General features: G+C 70.8%; 13 protein-coding genes and 1 pseudogene. 10 read left to right on the top strand and 4 right to left on the bottom strand.

Features of this window, described 5'->3' with window-relative positions:
- Position 1 precedes the first annotated feature (1 nt).
- Positions 2-1,486, bottom strand: a complete 1,485-nt coding sequence (locus AAG688_RS10430) for a helicase HerA-like domain-containing protein (RefSeq protein ID WP_411832206.1) — start codon at positions 1,484-1,486, stop codon at positions 2-4.
- Between the two features lie 158 nt (positions 1,487-1,644).
- On the opposite strand from AAG688_RS10430, the gene AAG688_RS10425 reads away from it, so the two are divergent.
- The 3 genes from AAG688_RS10425 (at position 1,645) to AAG688_RS10415 (ending at position 4,087) form a co-directional block, all read left to right on the top strand.
- Positions 1,645-3,231, top strand: coding sequence for a transglycosylase SLT domain-containing protein (locus tag AAG688_RS10425; protein ID WP_411832205.1), 1,587 nt, complete (start codon positions 1,645-1,647; stop codon positions 3,229-3,231).
- 178 nt (positions 3,232-3,409) lie between these two features.
- Positions 3,410-3,697: a type II toxin-antitoxin system RelE/ParE family toxin gene (locus AAG688_RS10420; protein ID WP_411832204.1), complete on the top strand. Its 288-nt coding sequence runs from the start codon at positions 3,410-3,412 to the stop codon at positions 3,695-3,697.
- Positions 3,698-3,718: 21 nt separating this feature from the next.
- Positions 3,719-4,087, top strand: coding sequence for a hypothetical protein (locus tag AAG688_RS10415; RefSeq protein WP_411832203.1), 369 nt, complete (start codon positions 3,719-3,721; stop codon positions 4,085-4,087).
- Positions 4,088-4,112: 25 nt separating this feature from the next.
- Here AAG688_RS10415 and asd read toward each other — a convergent pair whose 3' ends face one another.
- Entirely contained in the window at positions 4,113-4,979 is an 867-nt protein-coding gene (gene asd / locus AAG688_RS10410; protein ID WP_411832202.1) for an archaetidylserine decarboxylase, read from the bottom strand.
- Entirely contained in the window at positions 4,976-5,626 is a 651-nt protein-coding gene (locus tag AAG688_RS10405) for an SCO family protein (RefSeq protein ID WP_411832201.1), read from the bottom strand. The genes asd and AAG688_RS10405 overlap by 4 nt, the downstream gene beginning before the upstream one ends.
- A gap of 132 nt (positions 5,627-5,758) precedes the next feature.
- Between AAG688_RS10405 and prmB the strand changes: the two genes are divergently transcribed.
- From prmB to AAG688_RS10370, 7 genes are all read left to right on the top strand, one after another.
- Entirely contained in the window at positions 5,759-6,688 is a 930-nt protein-coding gene (prmB, locus tag AAG688_RS10400) for a 50S ribosomal protein L3 N(5)-glutamine methyltransferase (protein WP_411832200.1), read from the top strand.
- A 117-nt stretch (positions 6,689-6,805) separates the two neighbouring features.
- Positions 6,806-7,909, top strand: coding sequence for a chorismate synthase (aroC, locus tag AAG688_RS10395; RefSeq protein ID WP_411832199.1), 1,104 nt, complete (start codon positions 6,806-6,808; stop codon positions 7,907-7,909).
- Positions 7,902-8,057, top strand: coding sequence for a hypothetical protein (locus AAG688_RS10390; RefSeq protein WP_411832198.1), 156 nt, complete (start codon positions 7,902-7,904; stop codon positions 8,055-8,057). The genes aroC and AAG688_RS10390 overlap by 8 nt, the downstream gene beginning before the upstream one ends.
- Before the next feature lie 103 nt (positions 8,058-8,160).
- The gene (locus AAG688_RS10385) at positions 8,161-9,186 is read left to right on the top strand and encodes an aspartate-semialdehyde dehydrogenase (RefSeq protein ID WP_411832197.1); all 1,026 of its coding nucleotides are present in this window, start codon (positions 8,161-8,163) and stop codon (positions 9,184-9,186) included.
- 40 nt (positions 9,187-9,226) lie between these two features.
- Positions 9,227-10,933 (top strand): FimV/HubP family polar landmark protein, encoded by a 1,707-nt coding sequence (locus AAG688_RS10380; protein WP_411832195.1) that lies wholly within the window; start codon positions 9,227-9,229, stop codon positions 10,931-10,933.
- 11 nt (positions 10,934-10,944) lie between these two features.
- The gene (gene truA / locus AAG688_RS10375) at positions 10,945-11,742 is read left to right on the top strand and encodes a tRNA pseudouridine(38-40) synthase TruA (RefSeq protein ID WP_411832194.1); all 798 of its coding nucleotides are present in this window, start codon (positions 10,945-10,947) and stop codon (positions 11,740-11,742) included.
- A 202-nt stretch (positions 11,743-11,944) separates the two neighbouring features.
- Positions 11,945-12,601, top strand: coding sequence for a phosphoribosylanthranilate isomerase (locus AAG688_RS10370; RefSeq protein WP_411832193.1), 657 nt, complete (start codon positions 11,945-11,947; stop codon positions 12,599-12,601).
- A gap of 39 nt (positions 12,602-12,640) precedes the next feature.
- On the opposite strand, the pseudogene AAG688_RS10365 reads toward AAG688_RS10370, so the two are convergent.
- Positions 12,641-13,550: pseudogene (locus tag AAG688_RS10365) on the bottom strand (LysR family transcriptional regulator).
- Positions 13,551-13,605: the final 55 nt, after the last annotated feature.

Raw genomic sequence — 13,605 nt, 5'->3', positions numbered from 1 at the left:
CTTACTTCAGCTTGATGCTGCCGAGGATGTTGCGCACGATGCGGTTGGTGATCGTGCGCGCGGCCTGCTTGCCGGCCGCCTGCACCACGCCCTGGCGGCGCTTGGTGCCGAACAGCCACTCGTTGACCGTGCGGCCGAAGCCGCCGCTCTCGCCATCGTCCTCGCCGCGGCTGGCGGGCGGCGCCTTGGCCTGGGCCGGCGCCTGCTCGACCCGGCGGGCGAGCATTTCCGCCGCCGATTCGCGGTTGACCGCGTTGTCGTAGCGCTGCCCGACCGGGCTGCCGGCGCGCACCTGCGCGCGCTCGGTCTCGCTGATCGCGCCCATCCGGCAGCGCGGCGGCGCGATCAGGGTGCGCTGCACCGGCGACGGCACGCCCTTGTCCTGCAAGGTCGAGACCAGCGCCTCGCCGGTGCCGAGCTGCGAGATCGCCTGCGCCACGTCCAGGCGCGGGTTGGGGACGAAGGTTTCCGCCGCGGTCTTCACCGCCTTCTGGTCGCGCGGGGTGAACGCGCGCAGCGCGTGCTGCACGCGGTTGCCGAGCTGGCCGAGGATGTCGCCCGGCACGTCGTCGGGGAACTGCGAGCAGAAGTACACGCCCACGCCCTTGGAGCGGATCAGCCGCACCACCTGCTCGATGCGCTGGCGCAGCGCTGGCGGCGCGTCGTCGAACAGCAGGTGCGCCTCGTCGAACACGAACACCAGCCGGGGCTTGTCCAGGTCGCCGACTTCCGGCAGCGTCTCGAACAGTTCCGACAGCAACCACAGCAGGAAGCTCGAATACAGCCGCGGCTTGAGGATCAGCTGGTCGGCGGCGAGGATGCCGATGACGCCGCGGCCGTCGTGGTTGACCCGCATCAGGTCAGCCAGTTCCAGCGCCGGCTCGCCGAAGAAGCGCTGCCCGCCTTCCTGCTCCAGCCGCAGCAGCGCGCGCTGGATCGCGCCGACCGATTGCGTGCTGACCAGCCCGTAGCTCGTCGAGATGTCCTTGCGCTCCTCGGCGACCAGGCCGAGCAGGGCGCGCAGATCCTCCAGGTCGAGCAGCAGCAGGCCGCGGTCGTCGGCCAGCTTGAACACGATGTCGAGCACGCCGGACTGGGTGTCGTTGAGTTCGAGGATGCGCGCCAGCAGGGTCGGGCCCATCTCGCTGACGGTGGTGCGCACCGGATGGCCGAGCTTGCCGTACAGATCCCAGAACACCACCGGGCTGGCGGCCGGCGCATAGCCGTCCACGCCGAGATCGCGGGCGCGCGCCATCACCTTCTCGTTGCCGTCGCCGGCCACCGCCAGCCCGGCCACGTCGCCCTTGACGTCGGCCATGAACACCGGCACGCCGATGCGCGAGAAGCCCTCGGCCAGGGTCATCAGGGTGACCGTCTTGCCGGTGCCGGTGGCGCCGGCGACCAGACCGTGGCGGTTGCCAAGCCTGGGCTGCAGCGTGACGGGGATGTCGTCGGTGATGCCCTTGCCCAGCAGGATCGGATCCATGATGCGCCTCGCGGTGTGATGGGACGATTCTAGGGCGTGTGGCCAGCGACAGGAACCGCGCCGGCCGCCGCGATCCGCGATGTAATGCCTTGCCGCCTGCCCGAAGCCGGGGCTACCCTGCCTGCCTTTGCCGTCACTTGCCGTCACTTGCCGTAACGATGCCTCCGCACTGCCCCCATAAGCTGTCGCTGTCCCGTTCCCTGTTCATCGCCGCCGCGCTGTCGCTGCTGGCCCCCAGCGCGCTGGCCCAGCGCGTGTCCGCGCGCGATCGCGCCGCCGTCGAGGCGCTGGACGCACGCATGGCCGCCGCCGAGAAGCGCTACCGCGACGCGCTGGTGCTGATCGCCAACGCCGATCCCAAGGGGCAGGCCGAAAGCGACCAGGCGCTGGAGGACATGGAGGACGTGCTCAGCGCCTGCGTGCAGCAGCGCGGCTGCGAGGTCCACACCCTGCTGGCCGCCTACAAGCGGCTGCTCAAGCAGAACGCCGATGCCGAATCCTCCGCCTCGGCCGAACCGGGCGACGCCGGGATCGAGGAGGGCGACGCGGGCCACCACGTGGCGCCGATCCCCGGCGAGATCCCCGAGGCCGCGCGCGCGGCCGCGCTGCTCAACGACAACCGCCACGCCTTCGATCGCATGGTCGAGTACAACCCGGCGGTGCAGGCCTCGATCCGGCGCTGGCTGACCGACATGCGGGTGGCGCTGGTGACCAGCCACGAGAACTACCAGTACGTGCGCGAGGAGATGTGGCCGGCGTGGGAGCGCCACGGCCTGCCGGAAGCGCTGCTGTTCGGCATCATGGCCAAGGAGTCCAATGGCCGCGTGCACGCCAGCTCGCGCGCCGGCGCGGCCGGGCTGATGCAGTTCATGCCCGCCACCGGCCGTCGCTTCGGCCTGGGGCCGGACGGCACCGGCTTCGACACCCGCTTCGATCCGCGCATGGCCGGCATGGCCAGCGCCGAGTACATCAACGAGCGCATGCGCTTGCTCAACAACAACATCGAGTACGCGCTGGCCGCCTACAACGGCGGGGAAGGGCGCGCGCAGCGGATCTACAACCAGAACCCCGGCCGCGGCTTCTGGGACGAAGGGGTCTACAACCAGTTCCCGGGCGAGACCAAGGACTACGTGCCGATGGTGATCGCCGCGGCGTGGCTGTTCCTGCACCCGAAGGAGTACGGGCTGGAGTTCCCCAAGGTGCAGGCGCAGGCGGCCAGCTTCAAGCTGGCGCGGCCGGCGTCGATCTACGAACTGACCATCTGCCTGGGCAACGCCGGCGTGCGCGACGGCTACATGCGCGCGCTGCGCAACCTCAACCCGCGCTACGAGGCCGACACCTGGATCCCGGCCGGCACCACCATCCGGGCGACCCAGCGCATCGCCGCGCTGTACGCGCGCCACTGCGTCAGCGGCCCGCGCGCGGACCTGGCGCGCACGCTGGTCAGCGCCGACCTGAACGCCGCCATCGTCCGCGCCGCGCCGCTCAATCCCAACGTTGCCGTCGGCGACGTGACCCCGGTCGAGGGCGTGCCGACCACGGTGGCGACCGGCCAGCCGCAGCCGGCCGAACCCAAGCGCGCGCAGGCGCGCAGCTACCGCGTGGCCAAGGGCGACACGCTGGGCCGGATCTCGCAGAAGTTCGGTTGCGACCTGAAGGCGCTGGCGCGCGCCAACGGCCTCAAGGCCCCGGCCTACGCGGTGAAGCCCGGGCAGGCGCTGAAGCTGGAAAGCTGCCGGAAATAGGGAAGTCCGAAAGCCTCCGCCCGCGCGCGGGAGCGTGCATCGCGCACCCGATGATCCAGCGCCGCAAACATCTCGACAAGCCCGCGCCAAGTCAGGTGCGCGAGCCGGGATTCAGGGTGATATTTGCCTGCCTGAATACAAGTAATACATTGTATTCACTCCAGCCTTGGAACCGACCATGAGCATCACGACCGTTCGCCTGCAACCGGACGTGGAAAGCGGTCTGGAGACCCTGTCCAACAGGCTCCAGCGCAGCAAGAACCGGCTCGTCAACGAGGGGATCCGTGAGTTCGTCGCGCGGCAGGAACAGGAACAGGCGCATGGCCGAAACGTGCCGCAGGCGCCGGAGCCGGATACCATCCGCGATTTCGTTTTCGGCAAGTACGTCGTTCGCTATGTCGTGCATGGGGATGCACTTGTCGTCCTGCGTCCCTGGCATCAGCATGAGACTCGCGACGGCGACTGAGGCCGGAAATGGTGCGCACAAATGAAAGCGACCTCTGCCATCAAGAACGGCTTTATACCCAGCCCTCCGGATTTGTCGCAAGGGATGATTGCGGCATATAGGCAGATTGCGGATGCGCAGGGCAGGCTCCTGGTTCCCGTGCAGCATCAATTGAAATATGGAAATGAAATCGACAGCCCGATTCTCCTGATGCACGGGGAACAGCTGCTGGAACTTGTCGATGACTATGAACCTGTCACGGGTAATGCGCGCCTGGCTGCTTCACGGGATCAAACATGGTTCCGGCTTGTGTCTGGGGCGGAACCAATTGACGAGGATACGGAGTTCCTCGCCTGGCGCCTGGACCAGGGAAGTTGGCACCTTTGCTTCATGGAGCAATATCTTGCCTAGCAAGCTTGCTGGATGATGTTCCGAATCAACCGGACTTCTTCAGCCTTGCCAGCGCCTGCCCCAGCCGCACCGGGCATTCTGCGCCCAGCTCGGGGTTCAGCTCGGCCACGCCCGGCGGCAGCAGCACGATCACGGTGGAGCCGTAGTTGAAGCGCGCCATCTCGGCGAACCGCTCCAGCACGATGCCCTTGCCGCGGTAATCCTTGCGGGTGATGGCCTTGCCGTAGTGCGGGATTTCCTCGCCGCCCCACACCGTCTCCACGCCCGACACCAGCAGCGCACCGACCATCACCGAGGCCATCGGGCCGAAATCGGTGTCGAAGTGGCAGACCAGCCGCTCGTTGCGCGCGAACAACCGCGGCACCTTCGCCACCGCCGCCGTGCCGACGCTGAACAGCCGGCCCGGCACGTGCACGGTCTCGCGCAGCGTGCCGGTCCAGGGCATGTGCACGCGGTGGTAGTCGCGCGGCGACAGGTAGACGGTGGCGAACAGGCCGCCGACGAAGGGTTCGGCATCGGCCTCGCTGCCCAGCAGTTCGGCGGCGGTGAAGGACTGGCCCTTGGCCTGGAAGATGCGGCCGCGATCCAGCGCCTCGTGGCCGATGCGCCCGCACTGGCTGATGCGGCCGTCGGCGGGCATCAGCAAGGCAGCGGGGTCCGGATCCGGCACGCGCGCGCCGGCGCGCAGCGCGCGGGTGAAGAAGGCGTTGAAGCTGGGATAGGCGGTGGGGTCGGGCTGCTCGGCTTCGTCCAGATCCACGCCGAAGCGCGCGGCGACGGTGTCGATCAGCCACTGCTTGACCCGCGGCGAGCGCGAATACGCCAGCCGCCGCGCCATCGACGACAGCAGCCGGTGCGGCAGCACGTAGGTCAGCGAGGTGACCAGGCTCATCGCGCGGCTCCGGTCAGCGCAGCCATGTCCTCGGCGATCGCCTTCGGCTGGAACGGCGGCCGGATCAGCCCGGCCAGCCGGCCCTGCGGGTCGATCACCGCGATGCCGGAGGAGTGGTCCATGCTGTAGTCGTTGGGGTTGTCCTCGTAGGTCCTGCCCGGCACCTTCATGAAGACGAAGCCCAGCGACTTGGCGAAGTTCTCCAGCGTCGGCAGATCGGCGGTGGCGGCGACGGTGTCGGGGTGGAAGGCGTGCGCGTACTCGCCGATGCGGGTCGGCGTGTCGCGCTCGGGATCGACCGAGACGAACACCACGCGCGGGCGGATCGAGTCGGGCAGGCCGGTCCACTGCGCCTGCGCCTGGGCCAGTTCGGCCAGCGTGGTCGGGCACACGTCCGGGCAGAAGGTGAAGCCCAGGAAGACCAGGTTCCAGTGGCCCTTCAGCTCGCCGGCGGTCAGCTGGGTGCCGTCGGACTGGCGCAGCGAGAACTCCGGCAGCGGGCGCGCCTGCGGGTACATCGTCACCGCCTGCAGCTGCGGCCACTGCGGCGCGCGCGAGGCCGGGCCGAAGAATTTTTGCGCGGCCAGCAGGCCCAGGCCCGCGGCCAGCGCCAGTACCAGAACGATGCCGGTTTTTCGGTTGAACATGCTTCGCGAGAACCCTGTAGGCGGAAGTAAGGAGGGCGCCAGCATGCCGCAGGCGGCCGAAAGGCCACATGATACCCGTCGTCGCCCCTATAATCGGGGGCCCACCGACGGGACGCTCCCGCCCACCTCGCCATGACTGCCGACGCGGCCGCAGAACTGCACACCCTCATCGATCTGATCCGCTACGGCGCCAGTCGCTTCAACGCGGCCGGCCTGACCTTCGGCCACAGCCACGACAACGCGCTGGACGAGGCGACCCAACTGGTGTTGCACACGCTGCACCTGCCGCCGGATCTCGGCCCGGCCTACGGGCAGGCGCGGCTGACCTCTGAGGAGAAGGCGCGGATCCTGGCGCTGTTCCAGCGTCGCATCGACGAGCGCATCCCGATCGCCTATCTGACCGGCGAGGCGTGGTTCGCCGGCCTGAGCTTCAGGAGCGATGCGCGCGCGCTGGTGCCGCGCTCGCCGATCGCCGAGCTGATCGAGGCCGGCTTCGAGCCGTGGCTGGGCGGGCGCGAGGTCAACCGCGCGCTGGACCTGTGCACCGGCTCGGGCTGCATCGCCATCGCGATGGGCCACTACAACCCCGACTGGCAGGTCGACGGCGCCGACATCAGCGACGACGCGCTGGCGCTGGCGGCCGAGAACAAGGCGCGCCTGCACGCCGACAACGTGCGGCTGGTCAAGTCCGACCTGTTCGCCGGGCTGGCCGGCCAGCACTACGACCTGATCGTCAGCAACCCGCCGTACGTCACCAACGACGAGACCGACGCGCTGCCGCGGGAATATTCCTACGAGCCGGAACTGGGCCTGCGCGCCGGCGACGACGGCCTGGACATCGTGTTGCGGATCCTGCGCGACGCGCCGCTGCACCTGAGCCAGGACGGCCTGCTGATCTGCGAGGTCGGCGAGTCCGAGCGCGCGCTGGTGGCGCTGCTGCCTGACGTCGAGTTCGCCTGGATCGAGTTCAAGGTCGGGCAGATGGGCATCTTCGCGGTCGAGTGCCGCGAGCTGATCGCCCACAACGCCCGCATCGCCGAACTGGCCGAAGCGCGAAAATGAAACGCTGTCTTCCAGGCCGCGCCGGTCGCGCGGCCGCCTGACGCCGGGTTACGCTCGGCGACTGCCCGGAAGGGCACGCGGAACGCCATGCGCGCCGCGCCCATGCAGAGGTCGGCCTTGAGCAGCAACACCTTCGGAAAACTCCTGTCGGTCACCACCTTCGGCGAAAGCCACGGGCCGGCCATCGGCTGCGTGATCGACGGCTGCCCGCCGGGGCTGGAACTGGCCCCGGAGGAGTTCGCCCACGACCTGCAGCGCCGCGCCACCGGCAAGTCGCGGCACACCTCGGCGCGGCGCGAGGCCGACGAGGTGGAGATCCTCTCGGGCGTCTACGAGGGCCGCACCACCGGCACGCCGATCGCGCTGCTGATCCGCAACACCGACCAGCGCAGCAAGGACTACCGCGACATCGCCGCGCAGTTCCGCCCGGGCCACGCCGACTACAGCTACTGGCAGAAGTACGGCATCCGCGACCCGCGCGGCGGCGGGCGCTCGTCCGCGCGCGAGACGACGATGCGGGTGGCCGCCGGCGTTGTCGCCAAGAAGTGGCTGAAGCTGCGGCACGGCGTGGTCGTGCGCGGCTACCTGTCGCAACTGGGCGGGATCACCCCGCAGGGCTTCGACTGGGACGCGGTCGAGGACAACCCCTTCTTCTGGCCGCACGCGCCGCAGGTGGCCGAGCTGGAAAGCTACATGGACGCGCTGCGCAAGTCCGGCGACTCGGTCGGCGCGCGCGTGGACGTGGTCGCCGACAACGTGCCGCCGGGCTGGGGCGAGCCGATCTACGGCAAGCTCGACGGCGAGCTGGCCGCGGCGCTGATGAGCATCAACGCGGTCAAGGGCGTGGAGATCGGCGACGGCTTCGCCAGCGCGGCGCAGCAGGGCACCGCGCACCGCGACCTGATCACGCCGCAGGGCTTCCTGTCCAACCATGCCGGCGGCATCCTCGGCGGCATCTCCACCGGCCAGCCGGTACTGGCGTCGATCGCGCTCAAGCCCACCTCCAGCCTGCGCCTGCCGGGCGCGACGGTGGACGTGGACGGCAACCCGGCCGAGGTGATCACCACCGGCCGCCACGACCCCTGCGTCGGCATCCGCGCCACCCCGATCGCCGAGGCGATGGTCGCGCTGGTGCTGATGGACCAGGCGCTGCGCCACCGCGCGCAGTGCGGCGACGTCGGCGAGGTGACGCCGCGCATCCCCGGGCAGGCCGATGGCTGAAGCGCGGCCGCGCGCGGGGATGTCGCAGCCGCGGTTCGACGGCATCGTCGGACGGCACGGCGGGTATTGCGACGTCCGCGCGGTGCACGCGGACTGCCCGCAGGCCGTCGCCACCAAAAGCATCACCAAGATCGCCATCAAACGATAGGGAGCCTTGCGGTCGCGCGCATCGCCGCCGGAGGTTCCCCGAACACAGTCCCGCTCGCGCCTGTCGTTCTTCCCACTCCCACATCACATTGGCAACCCCCTACATGAGCAACCAGAACCGCAGCTTCACCGTCGCCGTCGTCGGCGCCACCGGCGCCGTCGGCGAAACCATGCTGAACATCCTGGCCGAGCGGGACTTCCCGGTCGGCAAGCTCCATGCGCTGGCCTCGGCGCGCTCGGCCGGCGGCACCGTCGAGTTCGCCGGTGAGAAGATCGACGTGCAGGATCTCGCCACCTTCGACCCGGCCGGCGTGGACATCGCGCTGTTCTCGGCCGGCGGGAGCGTATCGAAGGAATACGCGCCGAAGTTCGCCGCCGCCGGCGCGGTGGTGATCGACAATTCCTCGGCCTTCCGCTACGACGACGACGTGCCGCTGGTGGTGTCCGAGGTCAACCCGGAAGCGGCGCAGGACCGCCCGCGCGGCATCATCGCCAACCCCAACTGCTCGACCATGCAGATGCTGGTGGCGCTGGCGCCGCTGCACCGCGAGTACGGCATCGAGCGCATCAACGTGGCGACCTACCAGTCGGTGTCCGGCGCCGGCCGCTCGGCGCTGGAGGAACTGGGCCGGCAGACCGGCGCGCTGCTCAACTTCCAGGATCCGGAACCGCAGCGCTTCCCGGTGCAGATCGCCTTCAACCTGATCCCGCACATCGACGAGTTCCTCGACAACGGCTTCACCAAGGAGGAGATGAAGATGGTCTGGGAGACCCGCAAGATCCTCGGCGACGACAGCATCCAGGTGAACCCGACCGCGGTGCGCGTGCCGGTGTTCTACGGCCATTCCGAAGCCGTCGCCATCGAGACCCGGAAGAAGGTCACCCCGCAGCAGGCGCGCGAGCTGCTGGCGCGTTCGCCGGGCGTGGAGGTGGTGGACGATCCGAAGGCCGGCGTCTACCCGACCCCGGTCACCCATGCTTCCGGCAACGACCCGGTGTACGTCGGCCGCATCCGCGAGGATCTGTCGCATCCGCGCGGCCTTAACCTGTGGATCGTGGCCGACAACATCCGCAAGGGCGCCGCGCTCAACGCGGTGCAGGTGGCCGAACTGGTGGCGAAAAACGGTTGAACCGCTATATTCCCCCGCTGGGAACAGGTTGGGGAAGGGCGTGAGGCGCAAACCGGGACATCGACTGACGGCATGGCTGGGGCTGGCGCTGCTGGCCTTCAGCGGCGCGGCGATGGCGCTGGGACTGGGCGAGATCCGCGTCCGCTCGCAGCCGGGGCAACCGCTGCTGGCCGAGATCCCGATCATCTCCAGCGAGCCGGGCGAACTGGAGCAGCTCAGCGCCCGGCTGGCCTCGCCGGCGACCTTCGAGCGGGTCGGCCTGCCGCGCCCGCAGGGGCTGGTCAGCGACCTCAACTTCGCCGTCGCGCTGGACGATTTCGGCCGGCCGGTGGTACGGGTCACCAGCCGCGCGCCGGTGGACGTGGCCGCGGTCAACTTCCTGATCGAGGTGGACTGGGGGCAGGGCAGGCTGGTGCGCGAGTACTCGGCGCTGGTCAGCGCCCCGGACAGCGTCGCCGCCGCCGACCAGCCGCTGATCGAGGCGCCGCGAGCCGCGCCCACCGACACCATCGTGCGCCCGGTCGAGGCGCCGGTCGCGCAGGCGCCGCCGCCCGAACCCGAACCGGCGGCGCCACTGCCGCCGGCCCGGCCGCAGCCGCCCGTTGCGCAGCCGCCGCCCGCACCGGTGGCGCAGCAGGCCGCGCCGCCTGCGTTTTCCGCTTCCGGCGGGATCGAAGTGCGGCGCGGGCAGAGCCTGTCGCGGATCGCCCGTGATTTGACCCCGGAAGGCTTCACCCTGGATCAGACGATGCTGGCGCTGCTGCGCGCCAATCCGGACGCCTTCATCAACGGCAACATCAACCTGCTCAAGCAGGGCGCGGTGCTGCGCGTGCCGCAGAGCGAGGAGCTGGCGCAACTGGGCCAGCGCGAGGCCGCGGCACTGGTGCGCACGCAGGTCGCCGAATGGCGACAGGCGCGCCAGCCGATCCCGCAGCCGGCGGCGGTCGCGCAGGATCCGCCGGCCGGCACCCGCGCGCAGGCGACCGCCCCGCCGGCGGCCGACGCGCGGCTGGAAATCGCGCCGCCCGCTTCCGGCGCGGCGACGCAGGCAGGAACACAGTCCGGCATCAGCGCCGGTGGCGAGGGCGAGATGCTGGCGAACGAACAACTGCAACAGACGCGCGAGGATCTCGCGGCCCGCGAATCGGAGGTCCAGGAGTTGCGCGCGCAGGTCGCCGAGCTGGAAAAGCTCAAGCAGCAGCAGGAACAGCTGATCGCGATGAAGGACAGCGACCTGGCCCTGGCCCAGCAGCGCCTGGCGCAGAGCCAGGGGGGCGCGGGCGTGCCGGCCTGGGCCTGGGCAGGCCTGGGCCTGCTGGTGCTGGGCGCGCTGGTGTGGGCGCTGGCCAATCGCCGCCGGCGCCTGGCGCCGGCCCCGGCGCCGCGCAAGCCGATGTTCGACACTGCCGCGCTGGCAGCCGCGATGCCCGCCGCCGCCGTGGCAGCGCCGGTCGATGCGGCGGATGAAGACGGCGATGACGCCCGGGACTTCCCGCCGGCCGAAGAAGTCGCCGTGGCGCCGCCGGCGGTCGCGCCGTCGCGCCCGACCTGGCATTCCGGCGATGCCGCCGCCAGCGTGGTGCCGCTCAATCCCGCGCCGGGCGGCCGCGAGCGGCTGGAACTGGCGCTGGCCTACCTGGACCTGGGCGACGTGGCGACCGCGCGCGGCCTGCTCGACGAAGTGGCCGCCGGCAGCGACGCCGCCGCGCGCGACCAGGCGATGCAACTGCTGCGCGAGATCGGTTGAGCGGAAGTTACGTGACCCGCTACGCGCTGGGCGTCGAATACGACGGCGGCGGCTTCCAGGGTTGGCAGCGGCTGAGTCCGGCCGGCGTGGCCGACAACGGCACCGTGCAGTCGGTGCTGGAGCAGGCGCTGTCGAAGGTCGCCGACGCGCCGGTCGACACCGTCTGCGCCGGCCGCACCGACGCCGGCGTGCACGCGCAATGCCAGGTCGTCCACTTCGACAGCGACGCCCGCCGCACGCCGCGCGGCTGGATGCTGGGCGCCACCTCGCACCTGCCGCCGGCGGTATGCGTGCGCTGGTGCCAGCCGGTGCCGGAGGACTTCCACGCGCGCTTTTCCGCGCGCGCGCGCCGCTATCGCTACGTGTTGCTCAACCGCGCGATCCGCCCGGCGCTGGGGCGCCAGTACCTGAGCTGGGAGCGGCTGCCGCTGGACGCCGGGGCGATGCACCGCGCCGCGCAGGCGCTGCTGGGCGAGAACGACTTCAGCGCCTTCCGCACCGTGCACTGCCAGGCGCCGCACGCGCGGCGCGACCTGCAGGCGATCTCGGTGCGCCGCGACGGCGAGAAGGTGATCGTCGAGGTGCAGGCCAACGCCTTCCTGCACCACATGGTGCGCAACATCGTCGGCTCGCTGCTGCCGGTCGGGCGCGGCGAAAGGCCGGAGGAATGGATCGCCGAACTGCTGGCCGGCCGCGACCGCACCCTGGCCGGCCCGACCGCGCCGCCGGACGGGCTGGTCTTCGTCAGCCCGCTGTATCCGGCGCACTGGGGCCTGCCGGCGGAGGTATCGCTGCCGGAGGAAATCTGAGGGGAGTTGCGGATGGCTGCGCCGGATTCCACAGATAGTGCCCCAGCCGCCGGTTTTCGCTGGAATGACGAGCAAAGGGATACGCTTTTTCCCGATTCCCGATTCCCGATTCCCGATTCCCGATTCCCCTAATCCCTAATCCCTAATCCCTAGCCCCTAGCCCCTAGCCCCTAGCCCCTAGCCCCTAGCCCCTAGCCCCCCCATGCCCCAAACCCGCATCAAATTCTGCGGCCTCACCCGCTCCGAAGACGTCCGCCTCGCCGTCGAACTCGGCGTGGACTTCATCGGCCTGGTGTTCGCGCCGCGCAGCCCGCGTCGGCTGCTGCTGGGGCAGGCGCGGGAACTGCGCGAGCTGGTGCCGGAGGAAATCTGCGTGGTCGCGCTGGCGATGGACAACGACGCCGGCGAGGTCGCCGCGATCGTCGGGCACGTGCGGCCGGATCTGCTGCAATTCCACGGCGGCGAGGACGACGCCTTCTGCGCCGGCTTCGGCCTGCGCTACTACAAGGCGATCGCGATGGGCGGCGATTCGGAGGGCGCGCATGCCGCGATCGCGCGCTACCCGTCGGCCAGCGGCTTCCTGTTCGATGGCCACGCGGCCGGCGAGCAGGGCGGCAGCGGCCAGCGCTTCGACTGGCGGCGGATGCCGTCGCTGGGCGATCGCCCCTGCCTGCTGGCCGGCGGGCTCGACGCCGGCAACGTCGGCCTCGCCATCCGCGCCGCGCGGCCGTGGGGGGTGGACGTGTCCAGCGGCATCGAGGCCGCGCCGGGCGTCAAGGACGGCGAGAAGATGCGCCGCTTCGTCGAGGCGGTGCGCGTCGCCGACAGCCTGCACGCGCAAGGCGCACATCCTGCCTGAGCGCGCGTTGCGCCGTGCGCGCCTGCCTGCCCGATGCGTTCACTCCGGCAGCGGCGAATGCCCGTCCTGCAGTTGCCGCGTCAGCCAGCGCGCCAGCGCGGCGATGCGCGGGTCGTCGCGCTCGCCGGGCGCGCACAGCGTCCAGGCCGCCCCGGTGGCGGTGAATCCCCACGGCGCGGCCAGCCGGCCGGCGGCGATGTCGGCCGCCACCAGCGGTTCCGGTGCGATTGCCACGCCGAGGCCGGCGATCGCCGCCTCCAGCAGGTAGAACAGGTGCGCGAAGCCGGCGCCGTAGCGCAGCGACGCCGGGTCCAAGCCCTGCAGCGACGCCCACTCCGGCCAGGCCTGCGGGCGCGAGGCGGTGTGCAATAGCGGCAGTCCGGCCAGCGCGCCGGCTGCCTGCGCCGACAGCGTGGCGAAGTCCGGATGGCGGGGGCTGAGGACCGGGCCGATACGCTCGGCGGCCAGGGCATGCGCCTTCCAGCCCTGCGGCCAGGGCGGCCGGCCGATCGCCAGCAGCGCGTCCGCGCCGGCCGGCGCGGAATCGGGGCTGCCCTCGTGCGCGGACAGGTGCAGCTTGAGATCCGGCAGTGCGCGCTCCAGCGCCGGCAGGCACGGGATCACCCAGCGCGCCAGCAGGCTGCCCGGGCAGGCGAGCACCAGTGCGGCGGGCGCGGCATCGCGGCGCAGTTCCGCCACCGCCGACTGCAACTGCGCCAGGGCCGTGCCGGTCGCCTCGCCGAGCCGCGCGCCGGCCGCGGTCAGGCGCAGGCCGCGGCCGGCACGGGCGAACAGCGGCATGCCCAGTTCCGCCTCCAGCAGCTTGATCTGCCAGGCTGATCGCGCCGTGGGTCACCGACAGTTCGGTCGCCGCGGCGCTGACGCCGCCCAGCCGGGCGGCCGCCTCGAAGGCGCGCAGGGCGTTGAGCGGGGGCAGGGGACGTGGCATCGGTGAGAATTCCTGACGGGTCAGGTCAGATTTTATCGATTTTCCGGTCGCCACC

Source organism: Pseudoxanthomonas mexicana (assembly GCF_046736355.1).
Lineage (GTDB): Bacteria > Pseudomonadota > Gammaproteobacteria > Xanthomonadales > Xanthomonadaceae > Pseudoxanthomonas_A > Pseudoxanthomonas_A mexicana_B.
Note: the sequence above shows the minus strand (reverse complement) of the source record. Positions and strands in the feature narration are given on the sequence as shown.